Source organism: Haloferula rosea (assembly GCF_016595525.1).
Lineage (GTDB): Bacteria > Verrucomicrobiota > Verrucomicrobiia > Verrucomicrobiales > Akkermansiaceae > Haloferula > Haloferula rosea.
This window is the reverse complement of sequence record NZ_JAENII010000024.1, coordinates 1-20,514: the sequence shown is the minus strand read 5'-3', so window position 1 is coordinate 20,514 and position 20,514 is coordinate 1. Positions and strand designations below refer to the sequence as shown.

General features: G+C 61.1%; 20 protein-coding genes. 7 read left to right on the top strand and 13 right to left on the bottom strand.

The features are described from left to right. The first annotated feature begins 177 nt into the window (after positions 1–177). A complete protein-coding gene (locus JIN81_RS18370; RefSeq protein ID WP_200283425.1) occupies positions 178–678 on the top strand; it encodes a hypothetical protein in 501 nt (166 codons plus the stop codon). Positions 679–696: 18 nt separating this feature from the next. On the opposite strand, the gene lptB is transcribed toward JIN81_RS18370, so the two are convergent. From lptB to JIN81_RS18340, 6 genes are all read right to left on the bottom strand, one after another. After that, positions 697–1,437: an LPS export ABC transporter ATP-binding protein gene (gene lptB, locus JIN81_RS18365; protein WP_200283423.1), complete on the bottom strand. Its 741-nt coding sequence runs from the start codon at positions 1,435–1,437 to the stop codon at positions 697–699. Between the two features lie 18 nt (positions 1,438–1,455). Then, entirely contained in the window at positions 1,456–2,793 is a 1,338-nt protein-coding gene (locus tag JIN81_RS18360; RefSeq protein WP_200283421.1) for an LptA/OstA family protein, read from the bottom strand. Between the two features lie 11 nt (positions 2,794–2,804). Next, on the bottom strand, positions 2,805–3,629 hold the full coding sequence (kdsA, locus tag JIN81_RS18355) for a 3-deoxy-8-phosphooctulonate synthase (RefSeq protein WP_200283419.1): 825 nt from the start codon (positions 3,627–3,629) through the stop codon (positions 2,805–2,807). Positions 3,630–3,633: 4 nt separating this feature from the next. Further along, entirely contained in the window at positions 3,634–3,891 is a 258-nt protein-coding gene (locus tag JIN81_RS18350; RefSeq protein WP_200283417.1) for a DUF1844 domain-containing protein, read from the bottom strand. Between the two features lie 122 nt (positions 3,892–4,013). Further along, entirely contained in the window at positions 4,014–5,522 is a 1,509-nt protein-coding gene (locus JIN81_RS18345) for an FAD-binding oxidoreductase (RefSeq protein ID WP_325100910.1), read from the bottom strand. A gap of 35 nt (positions 5,523–5,557) precedes the next feature. Further along, the gene (locus tag JIN81_RS18340) at positions 5,558–6,796 is read right to left on the bottom strand and encodes a Gfo/Idh/MocA family protein (protein ID WP_200283415.1); all 1,239 of its coding nucleotides are present in this window, start codon (positions 6,794–6,796) and stop codon (positions 5,558–5,560) included. Between the two features lie 125 nt (positions 6,797–6,921). Here JIN81_RS18340 and JIN81_RS18335 point away from each other — a divergent pair, with 125 nt between their 5' ends. The 3 genes from JIN81_RS18335 (at position 6,922) to JIN81_RS18325 (ending at position 11,480) form a co-directional block, all read left to right on the top strand. Next, complete coding sequence (locus JIN81_RS18335; RefSeq protein ID WP_234045481.1) at positions 6,922–8,127, top strand: NupC/NupG family nucleoside CNT transporter; 1,206 nt, start codon at positions 6,922–6,924, stop codon at positions 8,125–8,127. 123 nt (positions 8,128–8,250) lie between these two features. Next, positions 8,251–10,161, top strand: coding sequence for a DUF1549 domain-containing protein (locus JIN81_RS18330; RefSeq protein ID WP_200283409.1), 1,911 nt, complete (start codon positions 8,251–8,253; stop codon positions 10,159–10,161). A gap of 20 nt (positions 10,162–10,181) precedes the next feature. After that, on the top strand, positions 10,182–11,480 hold the full coding sequence (locus tag JIN81_RS18325; RefSeq protein WP_200283406.1) for a DUF1501 domain-containing protein: 1,299 nt from the start codon (positions 10,182–10,184) through the stop codon (positions 11,478–11,480). A gap of 93 nt (positions 11,481–11,573) precedes the next feature. On the opposite strand, the gene JIN81_RS18320 is transcribed toward JIN81_RS18325, so the two are convergent. Further along, positions 11,574–12,005, bottom strand: coding sequence for a host attachment protein (locus JIN81_RS18320; RefSeq protein WP_200283404.1), 432 nt, complete (start codon positions 12,003–12,005; stop codon positions 11,574–11,576). A 168-nt stretch (positions 12,006–12,173) separates the two neighbouring features. Here JIN81_RS18320 and fdhD point away from each other — a divergent pair, with 168 nt between their 5' ends. Further along, positions 12,174–12,938, top strand: a complete 765-nt coding sequence (gene fdhD, locus JIN81_RS18315; protein WP_234045478.1) for a formate dehydrogenase accessory sulfurtransferase FdhD — start codon at positions 12,174–12,176, stop codon at positions 12,936–12,938. A gap of 7 nt (positions 12,939–12,945) precedes the next feature. Here the strand turns inward: fdhD and JIN81_RS18310 are convergent, their stop codons facing one another. From JIN81_RS18310 to JIN81_RS18285, 6 genes are all read right to left on the bottom strand, one after another. After that, the gene (locus JIN81_RS18310) at positions 12,946–15,156 is read right to left on the bottom strand and encodes an FdhF/YdeP family oxidoreductase (protein ID WP_200283402.1); all 2,211 of its coding nucleotides are present in this window, start codon (positions 15,154–15,156) and stop codon (positions 12,946–12,948) included. Between the two features lie 41 nt (positions 15,157–15,197). Beyond that, on the bottom strand, positions 15,198–15,842 hold the full coding sequence (locus JIN81_RS18305; RefSeq protein ID WP_200283399.1) for a cbb3-type cytochrome c oxidase N-terminal domain-containing protein: 645 nt from the start codon (positions 15,840–15,842) through the stop codon (positions 15,198–15,200). 4 nt (positions 15,843–15,846) lie between these two features. Continuing rightward, positions 15,847–16,011, bottom strand: a complete 165-nt coding sequence (locus tag JIN81_RS18300; protein ID WP_200283397.1) for a hypothetical protein — start codon at positions 16,009–16,011, stop codon at positions 15,847–15,849. 12 nt (positions 16,012–16,023) lie between these two features. Then, positions 16,024–18,558: a cytochrome-c oxidase, cbb3-type subunit I gene (gene ccoN, locus JIN81_RS18295; RefSeq protein ID WP_200283395.1), complete on the bottom strand. Its 2,535-nt coding sequence runs from the start codon at positions 18,556–18,558 to the stop codon at positions 16,024–16,026. Positions 18,559–18,603: 45 nt separating this feature from the next. Then, positions 18,604–18,744 carry a hypothetical protein gene (locus tag JIN81_RS18290; RefSeq protein ID WP_200283393.1) on the bottom strand — a complete coding sequence of 47 codons (141 nt, stop codon included), beginning with the start codon at positions 18,742–18,744 and terminating at the stop codon, positions 18,604–18,606. An 86-nt stretch (positions 18,745–18,830) separates the two neighbouring features. Further along, positions 18,831–19,340, bottom strand: a complete 510-nt coding sequence (locus JIN81_RS18285) for a hypothetical protein (protein WP_200283390.1) — start codon at positions 19,338–19,340, stop codon at positions 18,831–18,833. Positions 19,341–19,721: 381 nt separating this feature from the next. On the opposite strand from JIN81_RS18285, the gene JIN81_RS18280 reads away from it, so the two are divergent. Beyond that, positions 19,722–20,174 carry a hypothetical protein gene (locus JIN81_RS18280; protein ID WP_200283387.1) on the top strand — a complete coding sequence of 151 codons (453 nt, stop codon included), beginning with the start codon at positions 19,722–19,724 and terminating at the stop codon, positions 20,172–20,174. A 23-nt stretch (positions 20,175–20,197) separates the two neighbouring features. Beyond that, positions 20,198–20,514: hypothetical protein (locus JIN81_RS19185; RefSeq protein WP_234045462.1), on the top strand; the 317-nt coding region annotated here is incomplete at its 3' end.

Sequence of the window (20,514 nt, the reverse complement as noted above, 5' to 3'; positions counted from 1 at the left end):
GATGGTAGTGGGGCGATAGGCCCTGTGAGAGTAGGTCGCCGCCAGGTCTATGCCCGGTATCTTCAGACATGAAGATACCGGGCTCTTTTTTGTACCAGGATCCTCATTTCAATGCTTGGTTTTCCGGGCTGGGGTGAGTGGAATCCCCGCACTTCAAACAACCGAACTTCAACTGCTGTGAAAGCCCACGAAATCTACAATACGATCGATCCCGCACTAGTGACCCGCATGCTCGACTGGTTCCGGGAGAACGACCGCAATGTGTATCGGTCGGCATTGGCGTCATTGGCGCAGAGCCGGAAGCTGCGCTTGGTTTTCGTGCAGAAGAAGCCGGTGGTGGACCAATATGCCTGGATCCTGAAGACGCTGAAGTCGAAGCAGTCGGACACCATTGGCGAGCATCTGCTCCAGGCATGGTTGATGGCGGGCAACCAAGACATGCTTGCCAAGTTCTGCGACGAGGTGGGGATCGAGCACGACGGCAAGGGGTCGGTGACCGGTGACTTGCCGGAGGAGCTCTCGGAGGAGACGGTCGACAAGGCGGTGGACGCTCTGGTGGCTGATTTCGACCCCAAGCTGGTCACGCTCTATCTGACGGTCTTCAACCTGCAGAAGCCGGGGGGGTGGCCTGCGCTTTCGGCCAAGCTTGAGAGCGACGATCGTTTGTCGCTTTCCTGAATTGGCGGAAGGGGGCTCCTACATGCGGAAGTCCTCGCCCAGATAGTGTTTCCGGGCGATCGGGTCGTTCACGAGGGCCTCGGAAGGTCCGTCGAGGATCACCCTGCCGTCGTGAATGAGGAAGGCGCGGTCGACGATGGACAAGGTTTCGCGCACCGAGTGGTCGGTGATGAGGATGGCCAGGCCATCGCGTTCGCGGAGTTCGCGGACGATGTTTTGAATGTCTTCAACGGCGATCGGGTCGATCCCGGCGAAGGGTTCGTCGAGCATGAGCAATTTCGGCTCGGTGCAGAGGGTGCGTGCGATGGCGAGTCGCCGTTTCTCACCACCGGATAGGGTGATGGCTTCGGAGCGACGGACCTTGGTGATCTTGAAGCGTTCCAGCAGCTGCTCGGCTTTCTCCACGCGCTGTTTGCGGTTCAGGTCGCGGCGGGATTCGAGAACGGCCAAGAGGTTGTCGAGGACGCTGAGCTTGCGGAAGACCGATTCTTCCTGGGGCAGGTAGCCAAGTCCGAGCCGGGCCCGTCGGTGGAGGGGGAGGCGGGAGATGTCCTGTTCGTTGAATTTGACGGAACCTGCATCGGCGGGAACGATCCCGGCAATCATGTAGAACGAGGTCGTCTTGCCGGCTCCGTTGGGTCCGAGGAGGCCGACGATTTCACCGGGTGAGACGCTGAGGGTGACATCGTCAACGACGGCACGCTTGGCGTAGCATTTGCGGAGTCCCTCGGCGTAGAGGAGGGGCTGGGTAATGGGCATGGGGGTGACCACGGTGAATTATTGCTGTGGTTTGTCGGTTTCGACGAATCCGCGGGCATCACCGACAAAGGAGGCGTCCCCGGTCTTCATGTTGATGCGGATGTAGCCATTCGGATCGACGACTCGGCCGTTGGCGGTATCCGACAGGATCCATGGCTGACCGCCGCGGATGATCAGGTCGTCGGTCTTGAGATCCATGACCATCTGGCGTCCGGAGGCTTTGGCTTTCTTGTCACCCGGTTGCAGGACCTTGCGCTCCACGACGACGGCGCCGGTGGCGACGATGCGAGCGGGGTCGCCAAATTCAGAGCTGCCGAACATCTCATCTCCTTTGGCATCCTCGGCCGTCCCCGTTTTGTCAGTTTCAGCTTCGGGCTTCTTCTCGACCTGATCCATGAAGACCTTGATCTCATCGGCGCCAGTCAGGGTGAATTCCGGGTGGTCGACGGTGACGTCTTTGAGGAAGACGATGATGCCTGCTTCGGAGTCGAAGTAGAATCCGTCCTTGGCGCGGATGCTGGCCGGTTTTTTGTAGCCGGGTTCATCCGTCGGAGCGGGGACTTGGGAGGTGAGGTCGACGGGTTTTCCTTTGGGGACGTCGACGGCGGCTTCTTCGAGGAAGTCCTCCATGGTCTTGTCGGCCTTGGCGGAAGCCTTCTCGGAATCGGCCACGGCTTCCTCAGCCTTCTCGGTGGTGATGAGGAAGTCGTCGGACCGGGATTCCGCGAGTCGATCGAGTCCCTTCAACTGGGCGTCGTTGAAGGGTTGGATCTCAGCAGCAGACAGTGCGGATGCCGCCATCATGGTGGCGCCTCCAAGGGCGAAGATTGATGGTTTGGGAAGATTCATGGCGGTCTGGCGTTCGATAATGATATCGGTTTTGGTCGGCCCGTGGAGGAAGCCGCGGCTGAGTTTCAGGTCGTAGACGAGCCCGGTGCCGGTGGTATTCATGTCCTCGGACACGAGCTGCACGGGATCGCTTGAGCGGAGAAAGCGCTGGTCGTGGAGGGTGGCGGCCTCGAGATCAATGGATCCGCGGAGAGTCTGGTCGGGTTGGAAGAACTCGATGCGCGCCTTGGTGGCTTCGATGGTTTTCTTGTCCACCATCACGAGCTGGTCGGCCCGAAGCACGGAGCTGAGCCGCTGCTGTTCGTCGTATTGGGGGATGATGATTTTCTTCAGGATGCTGCCTTCCACGAGCATCTCCATGGCGGGAAGGCCGGAGTCATCCTCATCCGCTTCATCCTTGTCGGACATGGGGAGGCCTTGAGCCGCGGCGGCTCCGGTGAGAGCCAAGGCACCCAATCCCAACCAGCAGAGGCGGGGTCGTGGGTGGCTGAAGCTGCGCGGTTTCATGGCTGGGTCCTTCAGGCGCCGTGCGAGGCGTGGTGCACGGCGATCAGGCGGATGATGAGGTCTTCGAGGAATTCGAGCGGGATCTGGTTCGGGCCATCCGACATGGCGTTCTCCGGATCCGAGTGGGTTTCCATGAAAATGCCATCGACGCCGGTGGCGATGGCGGCCCGGGCCAGGACGGGGGCGAGTTCGCCATCGCCGCCAGTGGTGCCACCGAGGCCCCCGGGACGCTGCACCGAGTGGGTGGCGTCGAAGATCACGGGGATGCCCTCCTTGCGGATCCAGTAGAGCGAGCGCATGTCGGCGACGAGGTTGTTGTAGCCGAAGGTGGTGCCGCGCTCGGTGATGAAGAAGGAATGGCAGCCGAAGGAGCGCATCTTGTCGGCGATGTTCACCGTGTCCCATGGCGCGAGGAACTGGCCCTTCTTCACATTAACGGCGCGGCCGGTTTTGGCGGCGGCCTCGAGCAGGTCGGTCTGGCGGCAGAGGAAGGCGGGGATCTGCAGGAGATCGATGTGCTCGGCGGCGATTTCGGCCTGCTCGGCGGTGTGGATATCGGTGGTGACCGGGACTTCCAGTTCCTTACCGATCTCGCCGAGGATGCGGCAGCCTTCCTCCACGCCGGGGCCACGGAATGACTTCACGGAGGTCCGGTTGGCCTTGTCGTAGGATGCTTTGAAAATGAACGGGATCCCGGTCTTGTCGGCGATCTTCTTGACCGATCTGGCCATCTCCCAGGCGAAGTCCTCGTTCTCAAGGGCACATGGGCCGAGAATGAACACAGGTAGTGATCCGCCGACGGGGACGGAGCCAATTTGGAAGGGTTCGATATTCATGGGATCAGGAAGCGTCAGAGACCTTTTCGTAGAGTGGACGGAGATTGGCAAGTGCGGCCCCGAGAAGTTTGGCTTCCTCCGCGGTCAGGTTCCCGTCGGTTTTCGTCTCGAGCATTTCCAGCGAATCGATGACGGACTTCGCGGCTTGGAGGTTCACGCTGGTCTGGCCGGTGACGGGATTCGGGAGTTGGCCGAGGAAAAGCCCGGCGTTCTGGGCTTGGAGCAGAATGAAATCGTTGAAGCGCGGATCAGCAGCGGGCATGGCGCGGAGAATGGGGGAAGTCGCGGGGAAGGTCCACTCCCTTGATGCTTGTGCAAGTCACCCGGAACGCCACCCGGCTGAGGGCTCGAGGGGGGACGAATCGAGGAGCGGTCCGGCGGCGGTCAATCGAGGAACTTGCCGGGATTGAGGATGGCGTCGGGGTCGAGAGCTCCCTTGATGGCTTTGTGGAGATTGAAGGTGTTCTCTCCGAGCGCCTGGCGGATCCATGGTTGTTTGGCGATGCCCACACCGTGCTCGCCGGTGATGGCGCCTCCGTGGTCGAGCACCCACTTGAACAGGCGGTCCAGAGCGGCATCGGCCTTGCTGCGGATTTCGGGGTTCTCGTAATCGGCCACCATCAGGTTGGTGTGGATGTTTCCGTCGCCGGCATGACCAAAGCAGGCGACGGCAATGCCGGTGTCCTTCTCGAGTTGGCGGGCGAAGGCAACGAGCTCGACGAGCTTTGACCGGGGAACGACGATGTCTTCGTTCAGCTTGGTGAGGCCGGTGTCGCGAAGGGAGTAGGAAAACTCACGGCGCATCTTCCAGATTTCCTCGCAGGAGTCTTCGTCTTCGGCCCGCTGGATCCGGGTGGCTCCGAGCTTCTTGAGGAGTTCCTCGAGTTCATCGATCTCGTAGTCGACGGCGCGGGGCCGGCCATCGATTTCGATGATGAGATGCGCATCTCCATCGGGCAGGCGCTCGGGACCGAGCCGTCGTCTGGCAGCGGCCAGGGTGAAGCCGTCGGTGATCTCGAGCGCGGATGGGAGGTGCCCTGAATTGAGGATGCCCTGCACGGCGGCAGCGGCCATGGGGAAGTCCGGGAACACGGCGGCAAGCATGGCCCGGGCGGGCGGTTTGGGGATGAGGCGCAGGCTGGCGGCAGTGACGACGCCGAGCATGCCTTCCGATCCGGTGAAGAGTCCGACCAGGTCGAAGCCGGTCTTGTTCTTGTGCACCCGGCCGCCGACCTGCGCGACCTTGCCATCGGGCATGACGACTTCCAGGCCGAGCACGTAGCTACGAGTCACGCCGTATTTCAGGCAGCGCGGACCGCCGGCATTGGTGGCGATGTTGCCGCCGATCGAGCATTCCTTGAGCGATGCGGGATCGGGCGGGTAGTCCCAGCCAAGGGCTTGGGCGGCTTTCTGGAGGTCCCCGGTAATCACGCCGGGTTGCACGACCGCGACGCCATCCTCGGGATTGAGCTCGAGGATGCGGTTCATGCGGGCGAGCGACAGGGCGATGCCTCCCTTGATCGGGACGCAGCCACCGACGTAGCCGACTCCGGCGCCACGCGTGGTGACGGGAATGCCGTAGCGATGGGCAAATTCCAGCACGGTGGAGACGTCGGCGGTGGTCTCCGGGAAAACGACGACGTCGGGTGGGTGGCTGGCATACCACTTGTCGGTGGCATGAACGCTGATGTCCTCGGCCCTGAGGGAAACCTTGCTGGCTCCGATCTTGGAAGAAAGCAGTTCGGCAACCACGGCGGGATCCGAGGTCTCGGCCTTCGCCGGTTCCAGTTCGCTGAAAATCTCGGCTTCGCGGCTCTCGTCGAATGTCGGACGAGGTGTCTTGTCGGACGATGACGAACTGACCCAGTGGTTGCGTTTCGGCGGAAGTCTCACGGCAGGCGTGAGAGTCGACCCGATCGTCCCTACGGTCAATGATCGGGCGCCAGATTGATGAGACAATCTTGCTCGGCGGCACGGGCTGCAGCGAAGGCGATCCGATGCCCTTCGGTAAACTGGCGGGAATCCGCAGCGTCGGCATCGAGAAGTGCGGGAAGTGCCTCGATCAGGCCGAAGTCCCCTCCGCCGTGCCCTTGGTAGCCTCCGGTGTCCTGCTCGACAATTTCAAGGGCGGTGGTTTCTCCTTCATGCATCCGGCATTCGATCCATGGATCGCGTCCGTCCGCATGCATCGCCCCTTCAAGGATCCCCTGGGTGCCGTAAATGCGGATCCGGCGGCCGGTGTCGAAGGCGGTCATGGTCAGGTCGGCGGTGATGCCGCTGGCAAACTGCATGGAAACCACCTGGTGATCGGGCGTGTCCTGACCACAGTGGTAGACGCAGCGGCCCCAATCGCTGGTTTTCAGCCAGTCGATGATGGCGGCGTCGCCGAGGGAGTCGGCATCCGGTCGGACCATTTGCAGCCAGCGTCGCTGGTCGGTGAGGTAGCGATGGGCGTCGAACCGGCAGGTGCCGAGGTGCGGGCAGCCATCGGTGCAGCGCTCCGGCGCACCGGTCGGTGCCATCCCGGGGGTGAAATGGGACTGTCCGGCGAAGCTGGCAACCGAGCGGCAGGGAGAGTCGGCAAGCCAGGCGAGGAGGTCGGTGTCGTGGCTGCATTTGGCGACGATCATGGGGGTGGAGTTCTTCGACCGGGACCAATGGCCGCGCACGAAGGAGTGGGCCTGATGCCAGGGGCCGACGCCCTCGGCGGCTTGGATCGAGATGATGTCGCCGATGATGCCGGCATCGAGCTGGCTCTTCAGGGTGCGGTAGAAGGGAGTGTAGCGGAGGACGAAGCAGAGGATGATCCGGCAGCCCTCGGCCTCGGCAAGGCGGGAAAGTTCGTCGACGTCCGCCGAGCTGCAGGCAGCCGGCTTTTCCAGCAGGAGGTCGTAACCCTGATGGATGGCGGCGACAGCCTGGGGGAAATGCTGGGAATCCTGAGTGCAGATGGCGGCGACCCGTGCCAACTTCGGCGCGGCAAGCAGGCCGTCCGCATCCGAGAAAGCCTGGGCGTCGGGTCCTGCGATTTCCTCCATCGCCTGGCGGGCGGATGGGGAGGGGTCGGCGAAAGCGGTGATCCGGTGGCCCAGGTCGACGGCGATTCGGGCGTAGGTCCGACCGCGGGAACCGCAGCCGATCACAGCGATGGAGAGGGGTTCTTGCACGGGCAGGAGGCTGCGGGCAAGACCACGGTGGGGCGAGGCAAAACAGGAGGGCTGGAGCGGTTGTTGGAGGTGGGGCTGAAGATTGAGATCTCGCCCGATGGCCCGCCGCTTGCTAGATGAAGGCAATGGCAGTCGTCGGAATGTTGCTGATGCTTGGTGTGGCCTGGTTGTTGTCACGCCAGCGCTCGGCGATCCGCTGGCGGACGGTGGGGATGGCGTTCGCGTTGCAGGTGCTGATCGGGCTCTTAGTCTTCCGTGTGCCATGGGGAAGGGAGCTGTTGGCGGGGTTTTCCGATGGGGTGGCGAAGGTGATCCAAGCAGGCTACGAAGGAATCGAATTCATGTTCGGGCCTCTGGTGGGTGACGGCCTGGGTTTTGTCTTCGCGCTGCGTGTGCTGCCCGTGATCATCTTCTTTTCCTCCCTGATCGCCGTGCTCTACCACCTGCGGTTGATGCAGTGGGTCATCATGATTCTCGGGGGTGCCCTGCGCTTCGTTCTTGGCACCAGTCGGGCTGAGTCCCTGTCTGCGGCGGCCAACATTTTCGTCGGGCAGACGGAAGCCCCGCTGGTGGTGAAGCCGTACATCTCCCGGATGACCCGCTCGGAGTTGTTTGCGGTGATGTGCGGTGGATTGGCGAGTGTGGCAGGATCAGTGCTGGCCGGCTACGCAAGCATGGGGGCGGAGCTGAAGTATCTGATTGCCGCTTCCTTCATGGCGGCACCCGGCGGCTTGTTGTTCGCGAAAATCCTGGTGCCGGAGACCGAGGACCCCGAGGAGGTGACTCTGGATTGGGCGGAAGGGGAGGATCGCCCGGTCAATGTCCTGGATGCCGCTGCTCTCGGCGCCGGAAGCGGGTTGAAACTGGCACTGAATGTGGGTGCGATGCTTCTCGCCTTCATCGGGTTGATCGCCCTGATCAATCTGGTCCTTGGTGGGGTGGGAGCTCCCTTCGGGCGACCCGATCTGAGTTTGGAAGGGGTGCTGGGCGTGATCTTTGCGCCGCTGGCTTGGGCGATCGGGATCCCGTGGCCGGAGGCTGGGCAGGGAGGCAGTCTGATCGGACAGAAATTCGTGCTGAATGAATTTGTGGCCTACGGGCAGTTCAGCGAGTGGAAGGCCGACCTGGCTCCACGGACCCAGGCGATAGCGACGGTGGCCCTGTGCGGCTTCGCCAATCTGTCATCGATCGCCATTTTGCTCGGGGGTTTGGGCGGAATGGCACCCAAGCGACGTCCGGAGATCGCCCGCTTCGGGTTGCTTGCCGTGATGGCAGGCAGTTTCTCAAATCTGATGAGTGCTGCCATCGCGGGAATTTTCTGGGTTGCCTAGAGAATCGACGAAAGGAATTCGACGCGGTGGCGTAGAGACAGGCTATGCCGATTTTGGAGGATTTGCTCAGCCATTGACGTCCTCCGATCCTGTTTTTAGTTTTGTTGAAAGCCCGTTCGTCCCATGAAAGCCCTACCCATTGCCATCCTCGCCCTGTCTGCCGCCATTCCTGGGGTCGCTCAAACATCCGGACCACCGTCGAAAGCCGACGATGCGGAGTATGTGAAGAAGGCCGCGTTCAAGATCGATAGCTACGTGGCGGGCTGGTACCGCACGAAAAAACTTCCGGTCCCGGAAGTGACGGATGACGCCACCTTCCTTCGTCGCGCTTTCATGGTGGCGATCGGGCGGATTCCCACGGCGGAAGAGGCGCGGTTCTTCCTTGAGATCGATGAGGAAGGGAAGCGCATCCAGTTGGTGGACTACCTCCTCAATACGAAGGGCTACTCGAGTCACATGACGAACTGGGCCTTCGACCTGCTTCGTGTGACGGATTCCAAGGCCGGCTTCAGGGGCAGCTTCGAACCCTACCGCGACTGGGTGCGCCGCGCGATGGAGGACAACATGCGCTGGGATGATTTCACCCACAGTCTTCTGGCTGCAGAAGGCAACGCGTGGGATCCGGAGACAGCATCGGTCGGCTACTATCTTCGTGACCAAGGCATGCCGCTCGACAACCTGGCGAATACGACCCGGGTTTTCCTCGGCTCGCGAATGGAATGTGCGCAGTGCCATGACGATCCATTCGGCGATACCGAGCGTCATGATTTCTACGAGCTTGCGGCGTTCACAAATGGAATGAGCCAAGGCAACCGCAACCTGATGCGCAAGATCTGGGATGAGGTGCGTGCCGACGACAAACGCCGTACGATCGATTACTCGGTCGCGGAGGTGCTCTGGGACGACGTCTACGGCATGAGCGTCAAGGGGGGAGGCTCCGGACGCATCAAACTTCCCAGCGACTATCAGTATCGCGATGGTCAACCGGGTGAACTCATCGGTGCACGTACTCCCTTCGGCAAGACCGTGCGCATGTCGGATCGTGATGATGCGAACGACGGTCGCGAGAAACTCGCCGATTGGGTGACCAGCCGGACGGGCGAACAGTATCCGTCGGTCATCGCCAACCGCATGTGGGCTCGCGTGATGGGCCGTGGCGTCTATGAGCCGATTGATGAATTTGTCACGGCCCGGGATACCCATCTTCCTGCCCTGATGACCTATCTCACCCAGCTGATGGTGGATCTCGATTACGACCTGAAGGGATTCCAGAAGATCCTTCTCAATACGAAGACCTTCCAGTTCGTGCCGAATCCCGAGCCATCGAAGGTGCTGACCGGCGACGACTTCCACGGTCGTCAACTCGCCCGTCTCAGCTCCGAACAGATCTGGGATTCCCTCATCACGCTTGCCAGCGGTGACCCGGACAAGAAGCCACGCCGGTCGATGGACAATCGGGTCCACGTCCGCGGCAAGCCGGTGCTGGTGGGTCAGACCGACATGAAGAAGCTTTCCGAGCAAGCGCTTGCGCTCAAGACCGAGTCGGAGGTCCGGGCGTTCTACAACAAGCTTCTCGCAGATGTGAAGAAGGGCGGCAATGGAGGCAAGGGGTCCAGCGACATGATGATGGGCGCCAAGATCCAGCGTTATGGGAGGAATGCCCAGGTCCGGGCTTCCGAGCTTCCAAGTCCCGCCCCGCGTGACCACCTGCTCTACCTTTTCGGTCAGTCCGATCGCGAGGTCGTCGAGGGTTCGAGCGCCGAGCCCAATGTTGGGCAGGTGCTTTCCCTGATGAATGGCTTCGTGCAGGAGCAGCTGGTGAACAACCGCGATGCGCACCTTTACAAGAGCCTCGAAGGAGCAAGCAGCGACGAGGAAAAGATCCGCCGTCTCTACATAGCGATCCTCAACCGTCCGCCCTCTGAAGATGAGATGGGTTGGATGCTTGACGAGGTCAAGGTCTCGGGCCGCTCCGCCTATCCAAACATCGTATCGGCACTCGTGATGTCGTCCGAATTCCTCTTCCTCCAGTAAAACCCATCACTTCGTTAGCCATGAATCCTTTCAATTCCAGCAAGCATGATGAGCTGACCCGGCGTCAGTTCGTATCGAATGCCGCCCGCGCCTACCTCGGCGTCCACCTCCTGCCGATGCTCGGTTCGTCCGTGGCCTCCGCGGCCCCATCTCCGTCCGGTGCGAAGGCCAAGAACGTGATCTACCTCTACATGTCCGGAGGCATGAGTCACATCGACACCTTCGACCCGAAGCCCAAGAAGAAGGACATCATGGGTGAGACCGAGGCGATCGCATCGAGCGCCGACGATATCCTGGTCGGTGGGCACCTGAAGAAGACATCCGAGGTGATGGACAAGGTGTGCGTGGTGAACTCGATGACATCCAAGCAGGGAGCCCACGAACAGGGCGCCTACATGATGCATACGAGCTACGCCATGCGTGGTACGGTGAAGCACCCATCCATCGGCGCATGGACCCTGAAGTTGGCGGGTCGTGAAAACCCGGAGATTCCCGGCTACGTGGCGATCAACTCATCGCCAGAGATGACCAGCGGTGGTTTCTTCGGCGCGAAGTATGCGGCAGCGCCGATCGGCAGCGCCAGTGAAGGTCTGAAGGACAGCAAGCGGCCCGGCAACGTTTCGAAGGATGACTTTGATCGTCGGCTGTCCCTCGCTGACCGCCTCAACAAGCAGTTTCACGGACGGTATCAGAATGCCGACGTAAAGGCCTACGAAGAACTCTATCAGGAAGCCATCCGGCTGATGAACAGCAAGGACCTGAAGGCCTTCAATCTGAATGGAGAATCCGAGGCGGTCCGCAAGCTCTACGGTGGAGGCCGTTTTGCCCAGGGGTGCATGCTGGCGCGCCGACTCGTCGAGCACGGCGTGCGATTCGTCGAAGTCCAACTCGGCGGATGGGACACCCACTACGACAACTTCGCCGGAGTGGAAGGTCGCTGCCAGGAATTCGACCAGGCCTATGCGGCACTCATCACCGATCTTCACAAGCGGGACCTGCTCAAGGACACGCTGGTGGTCGTCGCCACCGAGTTCGGCCGCACGCCGGAAATCAAGGCCGAGCACAACAACGGGCGGGATCACCATCCTTCGGCATTCACCTGCCTGCTTGCGGGCGGTGGGGTGAAGGGTGGCCTGAAATACGGCGAAACCGATGCCTCGGGATCCAAGGTGAAGGACAAGCCGGTGACGCCACAGGACTTCAATGCAACGATTGCCCATGCGTTGGGCATCCCGCACGACCTCGTGGTGATGTCTCCAAGTCAGCGGCCATTCCGATTCGCCGACAAGGGCTCGCCGGTGATGGACGTGTTCGCCTGACGGAAAAGCCGCGGGGATCCTCGATCCCACGCGGCGTGAACGATCAAACTGGAGGAGGGCGGTTTCCGTTCTCCTCCTTTTTCATGCCCCGGCTCAGGCGAGGTCGAAGCGCTTCATGAGGTCGAGCTTGGGAGCTTTGACCAGGTTGAGCGGAAGGTCCTTGCGGATGCGTTTGCGGACCTTCGGATTGATCGCTTCCAACAGCTGGCGGATCATCGGTTGTGGGGCGGCGAAGTAGATGTCGGCCTGGTCCGATCCTGCGACCTGATCGATGCTTTCGGCGATGGCCTGAAGCTGTCTGGTTTCGGCCTGATCCTCTTCACTGTGGCGCTCGCCCACGGCGATGCTGCCCGATCCGTAGTTGAAACGCCCCGCCTTGTCGGTGACCCGGTCGGACACGTGGCTGTGTTGGTTCTCCAGATCGACGTCTGCAAGGTCCTCGAAAGCCGGTGAGGTGTTTGGCTGGAGCTCATCGCGGGTAAGGCGATAGGCCTTCATTCGTCCGAGGTCTGCGACAATAATCATGGAATTCATAGCAGAGGACGGTGCAATTGCTCCTGCTTGATGCAAGCGATTGTTAGGTGAAAGCGGTTGTTCCCGGGACAACAGGTCGGGTATCAGGTCGAAGGGCCATGCCGGACGGAGCGGGATTTCTTCTCCCGGTGGATCGCGAAACCTGCGATGTCTTGGATCATGGATCGAGCGATCAAGGTGCTGGATGCTTCGGGCATGCCGAAGTCGGAGCGGGTGGCGGTGGAGGAGCCACTGCAGATCACGCTGGACGGCTGCCCCGTGGCGGTGGTGATGCGGACGCCGGGGCATGATGTCGACTTGGTCCGGGGATTCCTCCGGACCGAGGGGGCTACAAGCGATCTCTCGGTCGTGCGGAAGATCGACCTGAAATCGAAACCCAACCATGCCTTGGTGTTTCTGGAGGATCAGCACGATGTGGATCTTTCCAGACTGCAGCGCAACTTGTTCAGTGCCTCTTCCTGTGGCATCTGCGGGAAGGCGAGCATCGAAGCGGTGGCGATGAACCACCCTGCTCTGGAGGACCCGGTCCGGTTCCCGAAGGAAGCCGTCCTGGGGACTCCGGACCGATTGAGGAGAGCTCAGGCGACGTTTGATGCGACCGGTGGATTGCATGCGGCCGGGCTCTTCGATCGTAAGGGGGAGCTTCTCTTCCTGCGGGAGGACGTCGGTCGGCACAACGCGGTCGACAAGGTGATCGGGCGAGCGCTCGGGGAGGGTGTCGAGTTGGCAGGGTGTTTCCTTCTGGTGTCCGGCCGGGTCTCCTTCGAGATCATGCAGAAAGCATTGGTGGCAGGGATTCCCCTGGTGGCGGCGATTTCCGCACCTTCATCCCTGGCGGTCGAGTTTGCCGAGCAGTCGGGGCAGGCATTGGTGGCCTTCCTTCGCCCTCCGAAATTCAACCTCTATGCCGGGCATCTGGCATGAACGAGGTTCAGATCCTGATGCTGATTTCGATGGCCTTGCTGGTCGGCGTATTGCTGCCGATGGCAACACTCCCTGCGGGAACCAGCACGTTGGCCTCGGGGAAATAGGCGGCGGCGAGTCCGGCCGGCATGTCGTAGGGGATGGCGAGGAATGCCTTGGCTTCGCGTTCGCCATCTTCCCAGTGGCTGATGAGGTCGATGGCCTGAAGTGGTTTGATGCCGCGCTCTGCCATGTCGTCCGGGTTGAGGAAGACGATGCGACGGCCGTTGGAAATTCCCCGGTAGCGGTCGTTCTTCCCGTAGACCGTGGTGTTGAACTGATCGTGGCTGCGCAGGGTCTGAAGGATGAGGTGGCCGGGGGATACCTGGAAGGCGTCGAGCCCATCGGCTGAGAACTCGGCCTTGCCGGAGGCCGTCCGCCACTCCCGGGACTTCACCGGATTGGGCAGGTAGAAGCCACCGCCCCGGCGCACGCGCTGGTTGTAAGCTTCGAATCCCGGCACAACGGCTTCGATCCAACGACGGATCTCATCGTAGTCGCTGGCCAGGTGTTGCCAGCGGATGTTGCCGACATCGCCGACGATCGCTTCGCCCAAACGAGCCACGATGGTGGGTTCCGAGCGGAGTGACTGCGAGGCCGGGGCCAGCGAGCCGCGGGACATCTGGACGATTCCCATGGAATTCTCGCAGCTCACGAACCGCCCCTGGTCGTCCTCGCTTCGACCGAGGCACGGGAGGATCAGCGCCTGTTTTCCGGTGATGAGATGGCTGCGGTTCAGCTTGGTGGAGACCTGGCAGGTCAGGCGGCATTTCCTGAGGGCTGCCGATGTCATCCCGGTGTCGGGTGAGGCCTGCACGAAGTTTCCACCTAGGGCGAAGAAGACCTTCGCCTCACCCCGGTGCATGGCGAGGATGGAGCCCACCGTGTCCAGACCTTCGGCCCGTGGGGATTGGATGCCGGCCTTCTGGTCGAGAGCGGTGAGGAAGGACTCCGGCATCTTTTCCCAGATGCCCACGGTGCGGTCCCCCTGGACATTGCTGTGACCCCGCACCGGACAGAGCCCGGCGCCGGGGCGCCCGAGCGCTGCGAGCATCAGATGGACGTTGGTGATCTCGCGAATGGTCGCAACGGCGTTCCGGTGCTGGGTCAGACCCATGGCCCAGCAGGTGATCACCCGCCGGTCGCCGCGGGCCATCAGGGCTGCGAGAGCCTCGATCTCGGCTTGCGGAATCCCGGACAGCCGCTCGATCTCGTCCCATCCGGTGGATTGGAGGATACTACGGTATCCATCGTAGCCAGTGGTGTGCTGCTCGATGAAGTCGGTGTCTCCCTCCAGGCACTTCGCGATGCCACGGAACAGGGCCATGTCACCATTGCTGCGGACCTGCAGGTAGGTCGATGCGAGAGGGGTGGGCTTTCCGGCGAGTCCCTTCGGTTTCTGAGGATGGGCGAATCCGATCAGACCCGCTTCCTTGAGCGGGTTGATGGCGACGATCTTCGCTCCGTTCTCCACCGCCGTTTCTAGGGTGGCGAGCATACGGGGGTGGTTGGTCCCGGGGTTCTGACCGACGCAGAGGATGACCTCGGCCTGGGTGAGGTCGTCCAGCGTGACGGTTCCCTTGCCAATGCCAATGGCCTTCTTGAGGGCCTCGCCACTTGATTCGTGGCACATGTTCGAGCAGTCGGGCAGGTTGTTGGTGCCGAATGCCCGGGCGACGAGCTGATGGAGGAACGCCGCTTCGTTGCTGGCACGCCCGGAGGTGTAGAAGATGGCTTCGTCGGGAGAATCAAGGGCGCTGAATTCGCGGGCCAGGAGTTGGAAGGCATCCTCCCAGTCGATGGGTTCGTAGTGGGTGGCGCCTTCGCGGAGGATCATGGGTTCGGCGAGGCGTCCCTGCTGGTCATGCCAGGCATCATCCTTGGCAAGCAGGTCGTCGATCGAATGCCGGGCGAAGAATTCGCGGCCGATCGTGGTTCGCATCGCCTCGGAGGCGACGGCCTTGGCCCCGTTCTCGCAGAACTCGGTGGGTGAGCGTTCGTCGTCGGGGTCGGGCCAGGCACAGCTCGGGCAGTCGAAGCCGCCGATCTGATTGAGCTCAAGCAGTGCCTTGGGGCCACGAAAAACGCCATCGCGAGCGATGACGTGTTTCATGGACGAGGCGACGGCGGGCAGCCCGCCTGCGTAGTCCTTCGGTTTGCTGATCTCCGGCTCATCCATCGGGATGAGCCTAGAGCGTCAGGGTGTGGGGGACCAAGCCCTCATTGTTGGGCGGGGAAGTCGTCGGGATTCTTCGCGATGAGGAATGCGGTGACTTCGGCGATCTGCTTGGGTGAGAGCATCTGCCCCCACGGTGTCATCTTGGCACCGTTGTGACCTGGTTCATCGGGTGGGGTGCCCTCGTTGATCAGCTTGAAGAGGTCGAGTGGTTTGGAACCATACTTCCACTCACCGTCGTCCAGAGGGAGACCGGGGAGCGGAATTTTCTGATCGCCGACGAGCATCACGCCGCTGAGGTCCGCGGAGTGGCAGGCCACGCAGTTGGTGGTGTAGATGGCTTCGCCGGCCGAGACGACGACGGGATCGGTCGCCCACTCGTTGATCAGCGCTTCATCGGTGATCGACTCCAGCGCGGTGGCCAGCGCGGCTGCCTTCTGCTCCTGCAGCTGGGTGACCTGCTCGATGATCTTCTGCTGGTCGGTCTTGTAGGTGCCGGTGTGGTAGTAGAGAGCCCAGTAGACCACGAACCAGACGATGGCGAAGTAGAAGGTGAAGAGCCACCAGTTCGGGAGCTTCTGGTCGAACTCCTGGATGCCGTCGTATTCGTGTTCGCGGAGGACAACCTCACCTTTCTTGCGGGCGAAGTCGCCGCGCTTGACCTCTTGTTCTGAATTTTCGTCGGACATGGTTTTAGCGGTCGGAATCTTGGAGTGGGAGTTTGGCAAGGCGCTCACGCTCGGTGGGCTTCAGGCGCAATGCCCGGATGGTGGTGACCACGAAGATCGTGAACATGACCGCAAAGGCGATCATCGGAACGATGTTCGTCCACTCCTCGTGAATGATGCGTTTGAACATGGTGGCTGGGGATTATGGGTTCACGGCCGAAGTCTGACCTTTGCGGTAGGCTTCACCTTTCTCACTGATCTCGCGGTAGGTGTCCGGGTCAAGTGGCTGGGGTTTCGGCGGGCCATCCTTCTCGACCATCTTGTAGGTGCCGAGTTTCTGCATGTAGGCGATCAGTGCGATGACCTGGCGGTCGGCGAGGTATTTGGCGAGCTCTTCACCCTTCAGGTCCTCCTGACCCGGGACGATGACCTGGGCGGTGGCCAGGTTGTCGGCAATCTCACGGGCCTGGGCACGGGCCTGGTCGTTGATCTCGTGCTGATTCATCGGCGGGTAAGGCACGCCCAGTTGGGTCTGCACGGCGATCTTCTTCGGCAGCGACTTGAAGTCGGTCTTGCTTTCGAAGAGGAACGGGTAGCTCGGCATGTTCGAACCCACGGAAGTCTGGCGCGGGTTGAGGAAGTGGTTGAAGTGCCAGACGTTGTCACGCTTGCCGATGCGCATGTAGGTCGCCCCGTCCGCGAGGTCGCCGCCTTCACGGGAAAGGTCGGGGCCGGTTCGTTTGGATCCCCATTGGAAGGGGTGGTCAAAGAGGGATTCACCGAGGTGCGAGAAGTCGTCGGCGACTCCGGCACGGCCGTAGCGCATGACGTCGGGCATCAGCGTGCGGATCATCTGCGAGTGGCAGTTGTAGCAGCCTTCGGAGACGTAGATGTCGCGGCCGGCGAGTTCGAGTGGCGTGTAGAGTTCCTGCAGGCGCCCTTCGATGTTCTTCTCCCGGTTCACGATGAGTGAGGGGATGATCTGGACCGCGCCGCCGATGGCAACGGCGATGAAGACCAGCAGGGTGAAGGGCAGGTAGTTGTGGAGCAGTCGTTCGTGCCAGTCGTTCCACTTGTTGGCGTTGGTCTGGAAGGCACGGACGGCCTTGATCGACAGGAGGACGGAGATCACCAGAGCCGCCTTGTCACCGTGCGGTGGAAGGAAGAACCACAGGCAGAGGAAGAGAATGCCGAGGATGGAGTAGGCGAAGGGATCGTTGGCAAAGGTCTTGCGCAGCGGCATTTCGTCGTAGGTCGCCTCGGGCACGGCGACCTCGACGGTGTCGTCGTGTGGCTGTCCGGAGCGAGCGGTCTTCCAGATGTTGATGCCGCAGAGGATGAAGCCGACGAGGAAGAGCAGTCCGCCGAAGGAACGGAGGATGTATTCGATCTGAATTGCCTGAAGGGTTTCAACGAACTCGTATTTGAGCGTGGTGCCGCCTTCAGCAACCTGGCCGAGCATCAGCCCTTGAAGGACCCCTGCGGTCCACATCGAGGCGACGTAGAGGAGGATGCCGACGAGGCCGATCCAGAAGTGCATGTTGGCCAGCGCGGTGGACCAGAGTTTGGTTTTCCACAAGCGGGGAGCCAGCCAGTAGAACATGCCGGCTGCCATGAAACCGTTCCAACCGAGGGCTCCGGAGTGGACGTGACCGATGGTCCAGTCGGTGTAGTGGGAGAGCTGGTTGACGGCGCGGATGGAAAGCAGCGGGCCTTCGAAGGTGGCCATGCCGTAGAAGGTGATACCGGCGGCGAAGAACTTGATCACCGGGTCGGTGCGGAGCTTGTTCCAGGCACCACGGAGGGTGAGGAGACCGTTGAGCATGCCGCCCCATGAAGGAGCCCAGAGCATGAGGGAGAAGAGCATGCCGAGCATCTGGAGCCAGCGCGGCAGGGACGTATTGAGAAGGTGGTGGGGGCCGGCCCAGATGTAAATGAAGACCAGCGACCAGAAGTGGATGATGGAGAGCCGGTAGCTGTAGACGGGTCGGTTCGCTGCCTTCGGCAGGAAGTAGTACATGATGCCGAGGATCGGCGTGGTGAGGAAGAAGGCGACGGCATTGTGGCCGTACCACCACTGGACCAGCGCGTCCTGGAGGCCTCCGAAGATCGGGTAGGAATGCGTCAGGGAGGTCGGGATCGACAGGTGGTTGACGATGTAGAGCATCGCGACGGTGACGATCGTGGCGATGTAGAACCAAAGGGCGACGTAGAGGCTGGGTTCGTTGCGCTTCGCCAGGGTCCAGAAGAAGTTGATGGCGAAGATCACCCAGATGAGGGCGACGGCAATGTTGATCGGCCAGATCAACTCCGCGTATTCCTTACCGCGGGTCAGGCCGGCGGGCAGGGTGATGGCCGCGGAAACAATGATGAGCTGCCAGCCCCACATGTGGATCTTCGACAGCAGGTCCGAGGCGGTCCGTGCCTTGCACAATCGCTGGGTCGAGTAGTAGACGCCCGCGAACATCATGTTGCCGACGAAGGCAAAGATCACCGCGTTGGTATGCAGTGGGCGAAGTCGTCCGAAGGTCAGGTAGGAGATGCCTTCCGACTGGACGGCTCCGAAGGTGATCCATTCGACGAATTTGCCGTTCATTTGCCACCAGGAGAGCTGGGTGGCGCAGATGACCCCGACGAGCATGCCCACGACTCCCCAGATGATTGAGAAGATCATGAACTGCCTGACGGTCTTGTCGTCGTAGGTGATGGTGGTGGTTTTGGCGGTGGCGGTACTCATGGGAGAATGGGCGGAATCGGTTAGAAATCGGAAAGTCGGATCGTGTTACTCTTCGTCGTCCAAGGGAAGCAACGAGTCACGTTCGGGTGAGGAATTTCGGGAGCGGCGGAACTCACCGATGAAGCAGCAGATGAAGATGCCGGCAAGGCAGGTGCTGACGAGGATGGTGAGTGCGATGACGTTCATGTTGAACCGGAGGCGGAGAGGGAAAGAAATGAAGATGGGTTGCGCTCCGCGTCTTTGACCTCAGAGTTCGCGTATCTTGCGGTGTTTCAGGCGGCGAGGTGGCTATTGGACCACTCGAGGAAGCTGTCGCCAATCAAAGAGGTGAGGCACCTCGAATCGAAGGCGGATGGCTGGATGATCAGGTGGTAGTGATCGAGTTCCTCGGGGTCGGGTGCGCCTACGGCTGCCCTGAAGCCCCTCGAGTCATCACCGATTGCCGCGAAGGCGCTGGGGTGGTCGAAGACGATGTGTCCCCGCTTGGCCAGGGCCGAGAGTACTTTTCGGATCCCGCATTCGCTGGTGGGCGGGCATTTCGGGCAGGCTTCGTCGACGCCGAGCAGACGCCTTTGGGCAGGATCCGCGGCGATGGCGTGGACGACCTCGGCATTGATGGCGATCCAGTTTCCATTGGCGCGGTCGTCATATTCGTTCAAATGACGGGCTACGGCGGCGGCGCATGAGATGGACGGTTGCTCGCGGGTGTACAGGATCAGGAACGGAGCTTCTGAATCGTCGCCGGAGAGCAGCCAGTGGTGAAAGTCGGTGAGTGTGGACACAGGCATAGCGTTGCAGCGTATCGTTGGTGGATTGGGGGTCCTGTGCTCCGCGTCCTTTGGTCAAAGGTGCGCGGATCTTCGTTTCTTTCGAGCGGGTGGGTCTTTGCGGGGAAGTACACCCGGGCACACCGGGTGCACGCTGAGTACACCAGCACGGCCACAGGGGGTAAAATTTGTGAATAATTCCCGCTAAATTTCAAAATTTCAGGGAGTTTTCGGTTCTTGATCTGTCGGATTCCACCATCTGTGCACCAAAGTTCACTCCATAACCCATTGATAATCAGTGCTAGTAAAAAATATTCAAGGCTTGTTGAATTTCCCTTGCGCACTTCGGTGTACTCTGGTGTAGTTCACGGCACGTCAGCGAATTGACGCCTACCGATGTCCGCCCCTACGAAAGTTTACGAGAGTCATTACGACTACAAGATGGACCCGAAGAACCGGGTTTCTGTCCCCGTAGCTTTCCGTCCGGACGAGGAAGGGGAGTCGATTCGTTTGCAGGTTTCCAAGGAGCATCAGGAGAAGGTGATCAAGGTGTTTTCGGACGCCGCTTTCCAAGACAAGTTCCGTCAGATTCAAGAGGCTGAGATTCCTCCTGCCAACAAGCAGCGGCTTGCGGGTGCCCTTCGGATGAGTTCGAAGGAGGCGACCATCAGTGGTCAGGGGAAGTTGACCGTGCCCAAGGAGTGGGCGGAGAAGATCGGGCTGAAGGCAGAGGGCCCGGTCATTCTCGCAGGTCGCGACAGCTACTACATCATTTGCTCTGAAGACAGTTTTTCACGAATCGTCGAAGCCGACCTTGGCATGGACGATGGAGGCCTCGGCGTCCTTTAAAAATTTCACCCACGAACGACAACATGCTGTTCGCCCTTCCAACCTTGGCATCCGGAACACGCTTTCCGGTGGCACCCACCTCCGCTACGGCGCCGGTGTCAGGGTTGGGCGTATTTTTGCCACAGATCGGAACAATCGGGACAGCGTTCCGGTCGGTGGTTCACAAGACGATTGCCCGCTCCGGTTTCCATGGCTGGTTTGCGGAGCGGCAATCGGTGACTTTCCAGGCTGAGCGTAAGAAGCTACTCGGGACAGTGCTTCTTTCGCCAATCACCTCACGGGCCGCCGCCGGTTTCCATGGCTGGTTTGCGGCGCGGCCCGTGGGACATTTTTCCAACGA